We start from the raw sequence: 15572 nt of genomic DNA on the forward strand, positions 1-15572 counted from the left end.
CGTACGGGAGGCGTATTCGGGGCCCGGGTCCGGGCGACCCGCGCGGCCACCTGGTCAAGCGGCGGCCCGGAACCATCCCGGAGCCATGGTGGGCGGGGGGCGGAGCGCGGGTAACCTGTCCCCGTGCCCCGTCTGTCTGAAGTCATCGCCGCGCTCGACGCTCTCTGGCCCCCCGAGCGGGCCGAGGGATGGGACGCGGTCGGTACCGTCTGCGGCGACCCCGACACGGAGATCCGGCGCGTGCTGTTCGCCGTCGACCCCGTACAGGAGATCGTGGACGAGGCCGTGAAGCTCGGCGCCGACCTGGTCGTCACCCACCATCCGCTCTACCTGCGCGGGACGACGACCGTCGCGGCCGGCCACTTCAAGGGCCGGGTCGTGCACACCCTGATCAAGAACGACATCGCCCTGCACGTCGCCCACACCAACGCCGACACCGCCGACCCGGGCGTCTCCGACGCCCTCGCGGGCGCCCTGGACCTGCGGGTCGTGGGTCCGCTCGTGCCGGACGCGTCCGACCCCTCGGGCCGTCGGGGCCTCGGCCGGATCTGCGAGCTCGACCACCCCATGACGCTCGGCGAGTTCGCCGCGCACGCCGCCGCCCACCTGCCCGCCACCGCGCAGGGCGTGCGGGTCGCGGGCGACGTCGAGGCCCAGGTCAAGACGGTCGTGGTCAGCGGAGGCTCGGGCGACAGCCTCTTCGACGCCGTACGGGCGTCGGGAGCCGACGTCTTCCTCACGGCCGACCTGCGCCACCACCCGGTGTCGGAGGCGACCCAGCACACTTCCCTGGGCCTGGTCGACGCCGCCCACTGGGCCACCGAGTGGCCCTGGTGCGAGCAGGCGGCCGCCCAGCTCGACGAGATTTCCGACCGCCATGGCTGGGACCTGCGGGTCCACGTCTCGAAGACGGTCACCGACCCCTGGTCATCCCACCACTCTTCTGGAGCCCCCAACTGAACGCCGCGCCCGCCGACCAGATCCGCCTCCTCGACGTACAGGCCCTCGACGTACGCCTGTCGCAGCTCGCGCACAAGCGGAAGTCGCTGCCCGAGCACGCCGAGATCGACTCGCTGAACAAGGACCTCACGCAGCTGCGCGACCTGCTGGTCGCCGCGCAGACGGAGGAGAGCGACACCTCCCGCGAGCAGACCAAGGCCGAGCAGGACGTCGACCAGGTCCGCCAGCGCGCCGCCCGCGACCAGCAGCGCCTGGACTCGGGCGCCGTCTCGTCCCCCAAGGACCTGGAGTCCCTCCAGCGCGAGATCGCCTCGCTGGCCAAGCGCCAGGCCGATCTGGAGGACGTGGTCCTGGAGGTCATGGAGCGCCGTGAGTCCGCGCAGGAGCGGGTCGCCGAGCTGACCGAGCGGGTCTCCTCCGTCCAGTCGAAGACCGACGACGCCACCGCCCGCCGCGACGCCGCCACCAAGGAGCTCGACGCCGAGGCCGCCGAGGTGGCCAAGGAGCGCGCGGTCGTCGCCGAGGTGATCCCGGCCGACCTGCTGAAGCTCTACGACAAGCTGCGCGAGAAGCAGGGCGGCGTCGGCGCGGCCCGGCTCTACCAGCGCCGGTGCGAGGGCTGCCGTCTGGAGCTCAACATCACCGAGGTCGCCGAGGTCCGGGCGGCGTCGCCGGACACCGTGCTGCGGTGCGAGAACTGCAGCCGCATCCTGGTCCGTACGTCGGAGTCGGGCCTGTAGTGCGGCAGTTCGTTGTCGAGGCCGACGGCGGCTCCCGGGGCAACCCGGGTCCGGCCGGGTACGGCGCGGTGGTCCTCGACCCGGCGACGGGCGAGACGCTGGCCGAGGCGGCGGAGTACATCGGCGTCGCGACCAACAACGTCGCCGAGTACAAGGGCCTGATCGCCGGGCTCAAGGCGGCGAAGGCCCTGGACCCGGACGCGAAGGTCCGGGTCCGGATGGACTCCAAGCTGGTCGTCGAGCAGATGTCGGGCCGCTGGAAGATCAAGCACCCCGACATGAAGCCGCTCGCCGCCGAGGCCGGGCGGATCCTGCCGCCCGGGCAGATCACGTACGAGTGGATCCCGCGCGAGCAGAACAAGCACGCGGACCGGCTCGCCAACGAGGCGATGGACGCGGGCAAGCGGGGCAAGCAGTGGGAGCCGTCGGCGTCCATGGCGGCCCTGTCCTCCACGTCCTCGGACGCGGGCGCGGCCCGGGTCGTCGGGGACGCGGCGGCGGGTGCGGCGAAGGCGCGGGCGGCGCTGGCGTCGGCCGCTCCGGTCGCCACCGTCCCGGCCCCCGCCCGGAGTTCGGGTACGGCCCCGACGGCGGGGTGGAGCGCTCCCGACATGGGCACGCCCACCACGTTCGTGCTCCTGCGGCACGGCGAGACCGCGCTGACCCCCGAGAAGCGTTTCTCCGGCAGCGGCGGGACCGACCCGGAACTGTCGGCGGCGGGCCGCCGCCAGGCCGAGCAGGTGGCTGCCGCGCTGGCGGCCCGGGGCACGATCCAGGCGATCGTCACGTCCCCGCTGCGCCGCTGCCGCGAGACGGCGGCGGCCGTGGCCGCGCGCCTCGGCCTGGAGGTACGGGTCGAGGAGGGCCTGCGCGAGACGGACTTCGGGGCGTGGGAGGGCCTGACCTTCGCCGAGGTGCGCGAGCGCTACCCGGACGACCTCGACGCGTGGCTCGCCTCGCCGAAGGCCGCGCCCACGGGCGACGGCGAGAGCTTCGCGTCGGTGTCGCGCCGCGTCTCTTCCGCTCGTGACCGCCTGCTGTCGGCGTACGAGGGCCGTACGGTCCTGCTCGTCACCCATGTCACCCCGGTCAAGACCCTGATCCGCCTCGCCCTGGGCGCCCCGCCGGAGTCGCTGTTCCGGATGGAACTGTCGGCGGCGTCGGTGTCGGCGGTGGCGTATTACGGGGACGGCAACGCGTCGGTGCGACTGCTGAACGATACGTCGCATTTGCGCTGAGGGTTTTTCCCTGAGCTGAGCGGTTTGCCCGCGCCCCTGGGCATTCAGGGGCGCGGGGAACCGCGCGACCAGCCCAGCACGGTCCGCACGCGAACGACCGCACCTGATCCCGTACCCCTAGCGGAGCGCCGCCGCCTCGCGGGCAAGGGACTCGACCCGCGCCCAGTCCCGCGCAGCGATCGCGTCGCCGGGGAGCATCCACGTACCCCCGACGCACCCCACATTCGGCAGCGCCAGATAGTCAGGGGCCGAGGCGAGCGATATGCCCCCCGTGGGGCAGAACCGCGCGCCGGGGAGCGGCCCGGCGAGGGACTTCAAAAACGCGGTGCCGCCGGCAGCCTCCGCGGGGAAGAACTTCATCTCACCCACCCCGCGTTCGAGCAGCGCCACCACCTCGGACGCGGTGGCGACCCCTGGCAGGAACGGGACCCCGGACGAGGTCATCGCGTCGAGGAGCGAGTCGGTCCACCCGGGACTGACGAGAAACCGGGCCCCCGCGGCCACGGCGTCATCGACACCTGCGGCCGAGACGACCGTCCCCGCCCCCACCACGGCCCCCGGCACCTCCGCCGAGATCGCCCGGATCGCGTCCAGCGCGGCGGGCGTACGCAGGGTGACCTCGATCGCCGGCAGCCCGCCCGCCACCAGCGCCCGCGCGAGCGGGACGGCGTCGGCGGCGTCGTTCAGGACGACGACGGGGACGACGGGGGCGAGGTCCAGGACAGAGGTCATACGGGCATCGTGCCCGGCGGGATCGCAGGGTGCAACGAGCGTTGCACCCTGCGCAACAGGGTTAGTGGATCTGCTCCACAACAACATCCAATGCCCAGGCCTTGCCCGCCTTTGCGGGGGCCGCGCACTCCACCACGTAACCGAGTCCGCGCAGCACATCCACCAGCTCCGCCGGGTCGGCGGGCGTCGCCCCGGCGAGGAGCAGATCCCGCACGATCCGCCCCTTCGTGGCCTTGTTGAAGTGGCTGACGACCGAACGCTTCTCGACGCCGTCGACGATCTGCGAGTGCAGTACGCGTACGGTCGCGGTCCGCCCGGCCACCTCGCCCTTCGGCTTCCAGGCGGCGGCGTACGCGGCGGAGCGCAGGTCGAGGACGAGCCCGGTCCCGGCCGCGTCGGTCATGACGGGGTCCATGACGCCGCGCCAGTACGTCCCGAGGGCGCCGAGGCCCGGCAGCTTCACGCCCATCGAGCAGCGGTAGGAGGGGATGCGGTCGCCCGTGCGGACGGCTCCCCAGAGCCCGGAGAAGACGAGCAGCGACTGGGCGGCGCGGCGCTTGGCCTTCGCGTCGAGGGTGGCGAGGCCGAGGGCGTCGTAGAGGACGCCGGTGTAGATCTCGCCGGCGGGGCGGGTGCCGGCGGTCCGCAGCGCGGCATTCTTGCCGACTTCGCCTCGCAGCCCCTCGCTGAGCCCGAGTACGCCCTTGGCCTTGTCCTCGTCGGCGAGGCACAGCTCGACGAGCTCGTCGAGGACGGCGGCGCGGGCGTCGGCCAGATCCGGCAGCGACAGCCCCTCGGCCTTGAGCGGCGCCCCACGCCCTCCGTCGGCCTTGCCTTCGGAGGGCGGCAGCAGCACGAGCACGGGTTCTCCTTGCGGGTGTGTACGGGGGAGGGGGTGCGGCCCCGCCGCCCAGGTTACGGGGTGAGGGTGGTTTCCCGGGGGCTACGCCCCCGGACCCCTTGGCGGGGCCTGCGGCCCCTGCACCCCCGTTTGTCCGCGGATCGTGCTGGGTTGCTCGCGCCCACGCGGCGGAGCCGCAAATCGACACAGCCCCGCGCCCCTGACTACCTAGGGGCGCGGGGAACTGCGCGACAAGCCCCCACCGGCGGCCAGACGAACGACATCCGCCGGAGGCTTTCGGGAAGGGGCGGGGTGGGGAATCGCCCGCCGCAGGCGGCAACCGCCGCCGCGGCCTACGCTCGGCACATGCCCCGCCGTCACCTCCGTATGACCGGCGCAGCCGACCCGCTGCGGGCGGCGCTGCGCGACATCCGCGCCGGGCTCGGCGTAAACGAGGACTTCCCCCACGACGTCCTCGCCGAGGCCGAGCGCGCGGCCACCACCCCCCACCGACCCGTCCGCGACGCCACCGACCTCCCCTTCTTCACCGTCGACCCACCCACCTCGATGGACCTGGACCAGGCCATGCACCTGGCCCGCCGCGCCAAAGGCGGCTACCGCGTGCACTACGCGATCGCGGACGTCGCCGCGTTCGTCGACCCCGGCGGCCCCCTGGACAAGGAGGCCCACCGCCGGGTGAACACGCTCTACTTCCCGGACGAACGCGTCCCGCTGCACCCACCCGTACTCTCCGAAGGCGCGGCCAGCCTGCTGCCCGGCGAGACGCGCCCCGCCGTCGTATGGACCATCGACCTCGACGCCGACGGGCGCCAGAGCGCGACCCACGTCGAACGCGCCCTCGTCCGCAGCCGCGCCAAACTCGACTACGACACGGTGCAGCGCCGCATCGACGACGGCACCGCCGAGGAGCCGGTCGCACTGCTCAAGGACGTCGGGCTGCTGCGCGAGCGGCAGGAGGTCGCCCGGGGCGGCATCTCCCTCAACGTCCCCGAGCAGGAGATCGTGGAGCGCGACGGCCACTACGGCCTGGAGTACCGCGCCCCCCTGCCCGCCGACGGCTGGAACGCCCAGATCTCCCTGCTCACCGGAATGGCCGCCGCCGACCTGATGCTGACGTACGGCACGGGCATCCTGCGTACGCTCCCGAGCGCCCCCGACGGCGCGGTGGCCCGGCTGCGGCGCTCCGCCCAGGCGCTCCACATCGACTGGCCGCACCACGTCCCGTACGCCCAGGTCGTCCGCTCACTCGACCCGCGCGAACCCCACCACGCGGCCTTCCTCCAGGAGTGCACCGCGCTGCTGCGGGGCGCGGGCTACACGGTGTTCACCGGCGGCCGCGTCCCCGACCCGGCGATCCACGCGGCCGTGGCCGACGAGTACACCCACTGCACGGCTCCGCTGCGCCGCCTCGTGGACCGCTACGCCACCGAGATCTGCCTCGCCGCCGTGGCCGCCGCCGACGTGCCCGACTGGGTCCTCACCGCCCTCGACGCCCTGCCGAAGGAGATGGCCGAGGGCGCCCGCAAGGCCAACACGGTCGAGCGCGAGTCCGTCGACCTCGTCGAGGCGGCCCTCCTCAAGGACCGTGTCGGCGAGGTCTTCGACGCGACGGTGGTGGACGTGAGGGACGACGAACCGGCCACCGGCACAGTCCACTTGACCGATCCGGCCGTCGTCGCCCGCGTAGAGGGCACCGCCCCTCTGCCCCTGGGCGAACGTCTTCGGGTCCGCCTCACCCAGGCCGACCCGGGCACCTCGAAGGTCCAGTTCGCCCCGGCGTGAGCGCGGCCACGAACCGGTGAGCCGTGCGCGTGATGATCACGGGTAGCATGGTCACCACGGCAGACGAGTCGGCCGGACGGCCGCGTGGGGATCCTCGGATCCTCCCGAGGAACGTCCGGGCTCCACAGGGCAGGGTGGTGGGTAACGCCCACCCGGGGTGACCCGCGGGACAGTGCCACAGAGAACAGACCGCCGGGGACCTCGGTCCTCGGTAAGGGTGAAACGGTGGTGTAAGAGACCACCAGCGCCTGGGGTGACTCAGGCGGCTAGGTAAACCCCACCCGGAGCAAGGTCAAGAGGGAGCACCCTGGTGCTCCTGCGCGGACGTTCGAGGGCTGCCCGCCCGAGTCCGCGGGTAGACCGCACGAGGCCGGCGGCAACGCCGGTCCTAGATGGATGGCCGTCTCCCCGGCCGCCGCGAGGCGACCGGGCGACAGAACCCGGCGTACAGGCCGGCTCGTCTGCCGTTCAGCCCGCCGGGGCCGCGCCCGCTTTCCTCCCCGGCCCCGTCTCCCCTTCCGGGCGCGCGTACGCGCCACAGCCGCGATCATGGGGCCACCAGTGGCTTGCGGAGGAGGTGGTCCGTGCGGCGGCGAGGACGCGGGCTCCTTCTGTGCGCCGTCGCCCTTGCACTCGGCGGGTGTGCCGACGTGGAAGGGCTGCATCGGGACGGGGTCGCCGCGAAGGTGGCGCCGCCCGAGCCGTTGTGGCCCGGGGTCGTGCCCTCGCCGGCCGGGGCCGAGCAGCAGCGCGGGAAGCCGTACGCCGTGCCCGGGGTGGCGGCCGTGCCCTCCGGTGACATGCGCGACGCCGACGCGCTCGCCGTCGTCAAGGCCGACCTGGCCGCCACCGAGAAGGTGGACCGCGGCGTCGGGCGGCTGGTGGACCGGCGGGCCGCCGAGCGGATGGCCGCCTGTTCCGGACCCGCCGACTGCCCCATGCGCCCGCCCGAGCTGCGCGATCTGACCGGCGACGGCAAGGCCGAGCTGATCACCGCCGTCGACATCGACGGGCGGCTGAGCGAGATGCGGGTGTACAGCGCGGCGGGCGGCACCGTCACCCGGGTGTTCTCGCGCCGCGCGATCCTGGAGGGCGTCGAGGTCACCGCCGGGCACCTCGCCGTGCGCGAGCCGACGTCCAACGACGCGTATGTGTACGTCTCGCACTATGTGTGGGACGGCCACATGATCGCCCTGCGCGAGCTCAAGCTCGACACCTGCCGGGCGCTCAAGGAAGTGTCCGGGGTCCCGTGCACCGGCCAGGGCGGGGAGCGGTGACCGGCGGGGGTCCCGAGGAGGCGGGGACCCGGGCCCGCTGGGCCGAGCGGCTGCGGCCCGCCTGGACCCACAGCCTCCGCTGGAAGATCGCCCTCACCGTCACCGCCGTCTCCTGCGCCGTCGCCGCGATCCTCGGCGTACTCGTCCACAACGCCCTCACCCGGCAGCGGGTCGAGGAAGTGCGCAAGGAGGCCCGGCAGGGTCTCGACGCCGCGCTGAAGGACTTCTCGTACGGGACCGACACCACCGGCCGGGATGTTCAGCTCGATCCGCCTCAACTACCGGAACCGCTACGGAAGTTGGCCGAGCGCGGGGACCGAGGGGTCATGGTCGGGGAGCTGCGCGGCGGCGCCGTCATGTGGGCGGCCGCGCCCGCCGGTGGCCATGTGCTGGCGCGCTGGGTCCCGTACGAGAGCACCCGCGACCATCTGCGCCAGATGGACACCGCGATCCTCGGCTCGGCGGCGCTCGCGGCGGGCAGCGTGACGCTCGCGGGCACGTACTTCGCCACCAGGATCAGCCGCCGCCTCGGCCACACCGCCGCCGTCGCGCGCCGGATCACCGAGGGCGACCTGGACGTACGCACCGGGATCCCGGCGGGCGGCAAGGGCGCCGAGCACGACGCGGTCAAGGCGGTGGCGGTCGCGCTCGACTCGATGGCCGAGTCGCTGCAACAGCGGCTTGAGGCGGAGAAGCGGTTCACCGCCGACGTCGCCCATGAGCTGCGCACCCCGCTGACCGGCATGCTCGCCGCCGCCGGGCTGCTGCCGGACGGCCGCCCCAAGGAGATGATCAACGACCGGCTGCGCGCGCTGCACACCCTCACCGAGGACCTGCTGGAGATCTCCCGCCTCGACGCCGGGGCCGAGAAGGCCGAGTTCGCCGAGCACGAGCTGGGGGAGCTGGTCGGGCGGGCGGTGCGGGCGACGGGTCTGGAGTGCGAGGTCCGGGTCGTACGCGACGCACGCGTCCGTACCGACCGGCGGCGGCTCGACCGGGTGATCGCCAACCTGGTCGTCAACGCCCATCGGCACGGGGCGCCGCCGGTGACCGTGACCGTCGACGGCCCGGTGGTCGTCGTGCGCGACCACGGTCCCGGCTATCCGCCCGACCTGGTGGCGCGCGGCCCGCAGCGCTTCCGCACCGGCGACCCGGGCCGGGGCAAGGGCCACGGTCTGGGCCTCACCATCGTGGCGGGCCAGGCCCGCGTCCTCGGCATCGCCCCGCACTTCGCCAACGCGCCGGACGGGGGCGCGCTCACCACCCTGCGGCTGCCGGTGCCGGACGACGCCGGGTCCGGTGGCGGGGTGGGCGGGGATGAGGTGAGCTGAGGGGGGTCTCGCCGACCCGTACCCCGTGGAGAACACCGAAGGAGACGGCACATGACCATCGCGCTGGACAAGCTCAACGACCCGGCCGTCCGGGCCTTCGTGGGCGCGCTCAACTCGGGCGACCGCGCCGCCTTCCAGGCCGCCCTCAGCCCGGGCGCCACCATGTCCGACGACGGGTCGGACCGGGATGTCGCCGACTGGACCGAGCGGGAGATCTTCTCCTCGGGCGGGCACATGGACATCGAGACGCAGAGCTCGGACGGCCGCTCGCTGGTCGCCAACTACCGCAACGACACCTGGGGCGAGATGCGGACGGCCTGGCGGTTCAACGTCGACGACGGCAAGGTCAGCCGCTTCGAGACCGGGCAGGCGTAAGCCCGGGTCACGCCGGGATACGGGTGCCCGCGCCGCCCACGTGCACGCGCGGGTCGCCCGTCCGGAGCGTCACCGTCAGGACGCCGGGGCGGCCCAGGTCGTCGCCCTGGTGCAGCGTGAGCACCGACTCCTCGGGGACCAGGGCGAGTTCGCGCAGATACGCCCCGAAGGCGGCCGCCGCCGCGCCCGTCGCCGGGTCCTCGACGACCCCGCCGACCGGGAACGGGTCGCGGACGTGGAAGACCGTGTCCGACGCGCGCCACACCAACTGCACCGTCGTGAGGTCGAGCCGCCGCATCAGCGCGGCGAGCCGGTCGAAGTCGTACGCGAGGTCGGCGAGGCGTTCGCGGCTGGCGGCGGCGAGTACGAGGTGCCGGGCGCCCGCGAACGCGATGCGGGGCGGGAAGGCCGAGTCCAGGTCTTCTTCGGGCCAGTCGAGCGCCGCCAGCGCCTCGGTGAGGTCGTCGGGGGAGACATCCTCCGTGTGCGGCTCGACGCTGGTCAGGGTGGCGCGCAGGGTGCCGCCGTCCTCGGCGACGGTCACCGGGACCGTGCCGGCGCGTGTCGCGAACACCAGCTCCCCGGGGCCGATCCGCTCGCCCAGCGCCACCGCGGTCGCGACGGTCGCGTGCCCGCAGAACGGGACCTCGGCCTTGGGGCTGAAGTACCGGATGGTGAACGCCCGCCCGGGCTCACCGCCCAGCCCTTCGGGGGGCTCGGTCAGAAACGCGGACTCGCTGTATCCGAGCTCGGCGGCGATCGCGAGCATGTCGGCATCGTCGAGTCCGGCGGCATCGAGGACGACCCCGGCGGGGTTGCCTCCGGCGGGGTCCTGGGAGAAGGCGGTGTAACGCAGCACGTCGGTCATGTCCGCGATCAACTCCGGGCGGGGGTGCGGAATTCCCGGGGCGGGGCCGAGGTCAGAGCGGGGGTTGCGCAGCCCGGCGGGAACGGGGGCGCCGCGTGCCCACCCTCCCCCAAGCTCTTAAGGAGCAGGGGGACCCCCAGCCCCGGCGGCACGCATGCCCACAGCGGCGGCGGGTTAGGGGCGCGGGGAACTGCGCGAGCAACCCCCACCGACCCGCAGACGAAGAACCCGGCCGCCCGCCCAGGGCTTTCGGGAAGGGGCGGGGTGGGGAACTCAGCCCCGCCCGATGTACGGCATCGTCGTAGCCATCACCGTCGCGAACTGGACGTTCGCCTCCAGCGGCAGCTCCGCCATGTGAAGGACCGTCCGGGCCACATCCGCCGCGTCCATCACCGGCTCGACCGAAAGCGAGCCATTGGCCTGCCGCACGCCGGAGGTCATCGCGGAAGTCATATCCGTCGCCGCGTTCCCGATGTCGATCTGCCCGACGGCGATCCGGTACGGACGCCCGTCCAGGGAGAGCGACTTGGTAAGGCCGGTCATCGCGTGCTTCGTCGCCGTGTACGCCACCGAGTTCGGCCGCGGCACATGCGCCGAGATCGACCCGTTGTTGATGATCCGCCCGCCCTGCGGCACCTGCTCCTTCATCTGCCGGAACGCCGCCTGCGCGCACAGGAACGCCCCGTTGAGGTTGGTGTCGACGACGTGCCGCCACGCCTCGTACGCCAGGTCCTCCACCGCGACCCCGCCCGGCCCGAACGTGCCCGCGTTGTTGAAGAGGAGGTCGAGCCGCCCGAACCGGTCCCGTACGGCCGTGAACAGGGCCGCGACCTCGTCCGGCGAGGTCACGTCCGTACGGACCACGAGGACGGACGCGTCCGGGCCGGCCAGTTCGGCGGTCTCCGCCAGGGTCTCCGCCCGGCGGCCCGCCAGCGCCACCGACCAGCCCGCGGCGGCCAGGGTGAGCGCCACGGAGCGGCCGATGCCGGAGCCGGCGCCGGTGACGACGGCGGTCTTGCGCGCTGCTGCGGATGCGTTCATGGGCGCGAGCGTACGGGAGCGGTCCGCGCCTCGGACGGTGTCGTCCGCGATGTGGTCGCGACCAGATGACGCGTACGCGGTGGTGTCGAGCACCCCCGCCCGGCTGAGAGCATGGGTACTTGAAACGGCAACAAGGAGACACCATGGCGGAGCCCGGGCAGGCCACCGAAGGACACATACCGGCACCGACGTCCGCTCCCACGGCGGCGGGCGCCGCAGCCCGCCGTGCCTCTCTCCTCGTCACCCTCGTCCTCGGCGGGCTCACCGCGCTCCCGCCGCTGTCGATGGACATGTACCTGCCCGCGCTGCCGGAGGTCACCGGCGCGCTGCACGCGCCCGCCGCCACCGTCCAGCTCACCCTCACCGCGTGCCTGGCGGGCATGGCGCTCGGCCAGCTGGTGGTCGGGCCGATGAGCGACAAGTGGGGGCGCCGGCGGCCGCTGCTCATCGGCATGGTCGTGTACGTGCTGGCCACCGCCGTCTGCGCGTTCGCCCCCGACGCAGGGCTGCTCATCGCGTTCCGGCTGCTCCAAGGGCTGGCGGGCGCGGCGGGCATCGTCATCGCGCGGGCCGTGGTGCGCGATCTGTACGACGGCGTCGAGATGGCCCGGTTCTTCTCCACGCTGATGCTGATCTCCGGCGCCGCGCCCGTGGTCGCCCCGCTCATCGGCGGCCAGGTGCTGCGGCTCACCGACTGGCGCGGGGTGTTCGTGGTCCTGACCGTCGTCGGACTGCTGCTGACGCTCTTCGTCTGGAAGTTCCTCGGTGAGACGCTGCCGCCCGAGCGGCGGCACGAGGGCGGGGTCGGCGAGGCGCTGCGCACCATGGGCGGGCTGCTCCGCGACCGCGTCTTCACCGGGTACATGCTGGCCGGCGGCCTCGCCTTCGCCGCGCTCTTCGCGTACATCTCGGCCTCCCCGTTCGTGATCCAGGAGATCTACGGGGCCTCGCCGCAGACCTTCTCCCTCCTCTTCGGGCTCAACTCGGTCGGCCTGGTCGCCGCCGGGCAGATCAACGGCAAGCTGCTGGTCGGCCGGGTCAGCCTCGACAAGGTGCTCGGCTGCGCCCTGGGCGTGGTCGTGCTCGCGGCGGCGGCGCTGCTCGTGATGACGTCCGGCGTGTTCGGGCGGCCCGGGCTCGCGCCGGTCGCGGCCGGGCTGTTCGTGCTGATGTCGGCGATGGGCATGGCCACGCCCAACACCACCGCCCAGGCCCTGATGCGCACCCCGCACGCGGCGGGCTCCGCCTCCGCGCTGCTCGGCACCTCGTCGTTCCTGATCGGCGCGGTGGCGTCCCCGCTGGTCGGCATCGCGGGCGAGGCCACGGCGGTCCCGATGGCGGTCGTCCAACTCGCCTCGGGCGTCGCCGCGCTGCTCTGCTTCCTGCTGCTGTGCCGCCCCTGGCGGCGCGCGTCCGAGGCCGCGCCGCGACCGTAGAATCCCCAGGTGAACGAGAACGTGCCTGTCCCGGAAGCCCTGCGCTCCGCCCTCGCCGGACTGCTCGACGGGCTGCCGCCGTCGCAGGCCGCGCAGGCCGTCGACCGGCTGATCGCCAACTACCGGGGTGCCACCCAGACCCACGCCCCGGTGCTGCGCGACCGCTCCGACGTGGCCGCGTACGCCGCGTACCGCATGCCCGCGACCTTCGAGGCCGTACGGTCCGCCCTCGCCGCCCTCCAGGACGCGGCCCCCGACTGGGCCCCCGCCACCCACACCGACATCGGCGGCGGTACGGGCGCGGCGAGCTGGGCGGTCGCCGAGGCGTGGGAGCCCGCCACCACGGTCCTGGACTGGGCCGAGCCCGCGCTCGCGATCGGCCGCGAACTCGCCGACGCGTCCGGGATCCCCGTGCTGCGGGCGGTCCGCTGGGAGCGCGCGCGGATCGGTACGGCGCTGGACCTGTCGGAGACCGATCTCATCACCGTCTCGTACGTCCTGAACGAGCTGACCGTCCAGGACCGCCAGGCACTCGTGGACGCCGCCGCGCGTGCCGCGACCGGTGCCGTGGTCATCGTCGAGCCCGGTACGCCCGACGGGTACGCCCGGATCATCGAGGCGCGGGACCGGCTGATCGCGGCCGGGTTCGCTATCGCCGCGCCCTGCCCGCACAGCGCGGCCTGTCCCATCGAGCCGGGCAAGGACTGGTGCCACTTCTCGGCCCGGGTCAGCCGGTCGTCCCTGCATCGGCAGGTCAAGGGCGGGTCGCTGGCGTACGAGGACGAGAAGTTCAGCTATGTGGCGGCTGTGCGTGTGCCCGCTGTGCCCGCCGTGAACCGGGTCGTCCGGCGGCCCCAGATCCGCAAGGGGCAGGTTCTGCTCGACCTGTGCACGGTGGAGGAGGTGCTGCGCCGCGACACGGTCACGAAGCGGCACGGCCCCCTGTACCGCGCGGCCCGGGACGCGGACTGGGGCGACGCGTGGCCTCCGGCCGAGTAGGCCCCACCCCGCCCCTTCCCTAAAGCCCTTGGCGGGCGGCCGGGTGCTTCGTCTGCGGACCGGTGGGGGCTTGTCGCGCAGTTCCCCGCGCCCCTCAATACCTAGGGGCGCGGGGAACTGCGCGAGCAACCCAGCACGGTCCGCACGCGAACGATGGCCTTAAGGGGCGCGGGGAACTGCGCGACCGGCCACGCACGGTCCGCAGCCGAACCTCAGGCCCGCAGCTCCTGCGTGCAGCACTTCACGCTGCCGCCGCCCTTGAGCAGCTCACCCAGGTCCATCCCCACGGGAACGAAGCCGCGCTCCCGCAGGGACGAGAACAGCCCCAACGCGCCCTGGGGCAACAGCACATGATGTCCGTCACTCACCGCGTTCAGCCCCAGCGCGGCCGCGTCCTCCTCAGACGCGATCACCGCGTCCGGGAACAGCCGGGCGAGCACGGCACGGCTGCCGGGGGAGAACGCGCCGGGGTAGTACATGATCTCGTCCGCCGAGTCGTCGAGGACGCACAGGGCCGTATCGAGGTGGTAGTAGCGCGGGTCGACGAGATCGAGCCCGATCACCGGGCGCCCGAAGAACTCCTGGGCCTCGTCGTGCGACAGCGGGCTGGACCGGAAGCCGCGCCCGGCCAGCAGATAGGACGCGGTGACGGCGAAGTCGCCCTCGCCCTCGTTGATGTGGGCCGGCTCGTGGATCTCGGTGAAGCCGTGCGTACGGAACCAGTCCAGATGGGCCTCGGCCTCCGCCTCCCGTTCGGGGTGGGCGAAGCGGGCGCCGAGGACCCGGCCGTCGATGACGGTGGCCCCGTTGGCGGCGAAGACCATGTCGGGCAGATCGGGGCGTGGGTCGAGCAGCTCGACGGTGTGGCCGAGCGCCCGGTAGCGGTCCCGCAGGTCCTCCCACTGGGCCAGGGCCAGCGGCAGATCGACGGGCTTGGCGGGATCCATCCAGGGATTGATGGAGTACGTGACCTTGAAGTGTGCCGGTGGGCACATCAGATAGCGCCGGGGTCTGGCGACTCGGGGTGCGCGGAGGTCACGGGTCTCACTGAGCAATGAGGGCTCCTCACGGACGACTTCGGCCGCACGCGCCGCGGCTGCGGGCGTGGTCAGCCCATGGTGCGTCGTGTCGGGCGTTCGCGCAGTGATCCATCCGGGTGTTTTTCGCCGCGTAACGCACTGTTGCCCCGCGCGCGCCCCTTGACATCCATGCGAACGCCCCACGTCGGAGACGATACGTTTCGCCTCGATGGCGCTAGGATCCGCGCCATGGCGAACAAGGGGCAGGCGGGGACAGGGGCGACAGCGGCGAGCGGGAGCGGCAAGGCGCCCGACTCCGCCCGCCGCAGCGAGCGCTCGCGGCGCGCGATCTACGACGCCGCGCTCTCCCTGGTGGGCGAGACGGGATACGCCAAGACCACGATCGAGGGCATCGCCGCCCGCGCCGGGGTCGGCAAGCAGACCATCTACCGCTGGTGGCCCTCGAAGGCGGCGGTCCTCCTTGAGGCGTTCGTCGACCTCAGCCACCAGGCCGTCCAGGGCGAGGTGTCGCTGCCCGACACCGGGGACCTGGAGGCCGACCTCAAGCTGGTGCTGCGCGCCACCGTCGACGAGCTCAACGACACCGCGACCGAGGCGCCCTACCGCGCGCTCGCGGCCGAGGGCGTCGTCGACGCGGAACTGGGCGCCCAGTTCGTCCAGCAACTGCTCGAACCGCAACTCCGGCTGTACGTGGACCGGCTGCGGGCGGCCCAGGACGCGGGCGAGGTACGGGCCGATGTCGACCCGCGTACGGCCCTGGAACTGCTGGTCGGACCGCTTTCCCACCGCTGGCTGCTGCGTACGCTCCCGCTCACGCACGCCTACGCGGACACCGTCGTCGAGTACGCCCTGCGCGGATTGGCCCCTCGCTGAGGCCCCGGGATGGGGGGT

The 15572-nt window shown here is 73.3% G+C and carries 15 protein-coding genes and 1 other RNA gene; 11 read left to right on the forward strand and 5 right to left on the reverse strand.

All coding sequences use genetic code 11. The features are described 5' to 3' along the window. The first annotated feature begins 123 nt into the window (after positions 1–123). From ACT1U9_RS22160 to ACT1U9_RS22170, 3 genes are read left to right on the forward strand one after another with little or no spacing between them, the layout of a single operon-like run. A complete protein-coding gene (locus tag ACT1U9_RS22160; RefSeq protein WP_188277869.1) occupies positions 124–960 on the forward strand; it encodes a Nif3-like dinuclear metal center hexameric protein in 837 nt (278 codons plus the stop codon). Further along, positions 957–1700, forward strand: a complete 744-nt coding sequence (locus ACT1U9_RS22165) for a zinc ribbon domain-containing protein (RefSeq protein ID WP_444539219.1) — start codon at positions 957–959, stop codon at positions 1698–1700. Before ACT1U9_RS22160 ends, ACT1U9_RS22165 begins: the two co-directional genes overlap by 4 nt. Next, positions 1700–2938 carry a bifunctional RNase H/acid phosphatase gene (locus tag ACT1U9_RS22170; RefSeq protein WP_444534415.1) on the forward strand — a complete coding sequence of 413 codons (1239 nt, stop codon included), beginning with the start codon at positions 1700–1702 and terminating at the stop codon, positions 2936–2938. The genes ACT1U9_RS22165 and ACT1U9_RS22170 overlap by 1 nt, the downstream gene beginning before the upstream one ends. Before the next feature lie 117 nt (positions 2939–3055). Here ACT1U9_RS22170 and eda read toward each other — a convergent pair whose 3' ends face one another. Beyond that, positions 3056–3670, reverse strand: coding sequence for a bifunctional 4-hydroxy-2-oxoglutarate aldolase/2-dehydro-3-deoxy-phosphogluconate aldolase (eda, locus tag ACT1U9_RS22175; protein ID WP_444534416.1), 615 nt, complete (start codon positions 3668–3670; stop codon positions 3056–3058). A gap of 61 nt (positions 3671–3731) precedes the next feature. Further along, entirely contained in the window at positions 3732–4532 is an 801-nt protein-coding gene (gene yaaA / locus ACT1U9_RS22180) for a peroxide stress protein YaaA (RefSeq protein WP_444534417.1), read from the reverse strand. A gap of 345 nt (positions 4533–4877) precedes the next feature. Between yaaA and ACT1U9_RS22185 the strand changes: the two genes are divergently transcribed. The 5 genes from ACT1U9_RS22185 (at position 4878) to ACT1U9_RS22205 (ending at position 9297) form a co-directional block, all read left to right on the forward strand. After that, the gene (locus ACT1U9_RS22185) at positions 4878–6314 is read left to right on the forward strand and encodes an RNB domain-containing ribonuclease (RefSeq protein ID WP_444534418.1); all 1437 of its coding nucleotides are present in this window, start codon (positions 4878–4880) and stop codon (positions 6312–6314) included. A 64-nt stretch (positions 6315–6378) separates the two neighbouring features. Beyond that, positions 6379–6778, forward strand: an RNA gene (rnpB, locus tag ACT1U9_RS22190) — RNase P RNA component class A. Positions 6779–6964: 186 nt separating this feature from the next. Then, positions 6965–7591, forward strand: a complete 627-nt coding sequence (locus ACT1U9_RS22195) for a hypothetical protein (protein WP_444534419.1) — start codon at positions 6965–6967, stop codon at positions 7589–7591. Beyond that, the gene (locus tag ACT1U9_RS22200; protein WP_444534420.1) at positions 7588–8922 is read left to right on the forward strand and encodes a sensor histidine kinase; all 1335 of its coding nucleotides are present in this window, start codon (positions 7588–7590) and stop codon (positions 8920–8922) included. Before ACT1U9_RS22195 ends, ACT1U9_RS22200 begins: the two co-directional genes overlap by 4 nt. A 51-nt stretch (positions 8923–8973) precedes the next feature. After that, entirely contained in the window at positions 8974–9297 is a 324-nt protein-coding gene (locus tag ACT1U9_RS22205) for a nuclear transport factor 2 family protein (protein WP_444534421.1), read from the forward strand. 7 nt (positions 9298–9304) lie between these two features. Here the strand turns inward: ACT1U9_RS22205 and ACT1U9_RS22210 are convergent, their stop codons facing one another. Continuing rightward, positions 9305–10165, reverse strand: coding sequence for a PhzF family phenazine biosynthesis protein (locus ACT1U9_RS22210; protein WP_444534422.1), 861 nt, complete (start codon positions 10163–10165; stop codon positions 9305–9307). 273 nt (positions 10166–10438) lie between these two features. Beyond that, entirely contained in the window at positions 10439–11206 is a 768-nt protein-coding gene (locus tag ACT1U9_RS22215; protein WP_444534423.1) for an SDR family oxidoreductase, read from the reverse strand. Between the two features lie 143 nt (positions 11207–11349). On the opposite strand from ACT1U9_RS22215, the gene ACT1U9_RS22220 reads away from it, so the two are divergent. Together ACT1U9_RS22220 and ACT1U9_RS22225 are read left to right on the forward strand one after the other, a co-directional pair. Continuing rightward, a complete protein-coding gene (locus ACT1U9_RS22220; protein ID WP_444534424.1) occupies positions 11350–12642 on the forward strand; it encodes a multidrug effflux MFS transporter in 1293 nt (430 codons plus the stop codon). A gap of 9 nt (positions 12643–12651) precedes the next feature. Further along, complete coding sequence (locus tag ACT1U9_RS22225) at positions 12652–13641, forward strand: small ribosomal subunit Rsm22 family protein (protein ID WP_444534425.1); 990 nt, start codon at positions 12652–12654, stop codon at positions 13639–13641. A gap of 212 nt (positions 13642–13853) precedes the next feature. Here ACT1U9_RS22225 and ddaH read toward each other — a convergent pair whose 3' ends face one another. Further along, a complete protein-coding gene (gene ddaH, locus ACT1U9_RS22230) occupies positions 13854–14696 on the reverse strand; it encodes a dimethylargininase (protein WP_444534426.1) in 843 nt (280 codons plus the stop codon). 213 nt (positions 14697–14909) lie between these two features. Here ddaH and ACT1U9_RS22235 point away from each other — a divergent pair, with 213 nt between their 5' ends. After that, a complete protein-coding gene (locus ACT1U9_RS22235) occupies positions 14910–15554 on the forward strand; it encodes a TetR/AcrR family transcriptional regulator (protein WP_444534427.1) in 645 nt (214 codons plus the stop codon). Positions 15555–15572 lie beyond the last annotated feature (18 nt).

This window comes from Streptomyces sp. BR1 (assembly GCF_052373795.1).
In the GTDB taxonomy this organism is placed as follows: Bacteria; Actinomycetota; Actinomycetes; order Streptomycetales; family Streptomycetaceae; genus Streptomyces.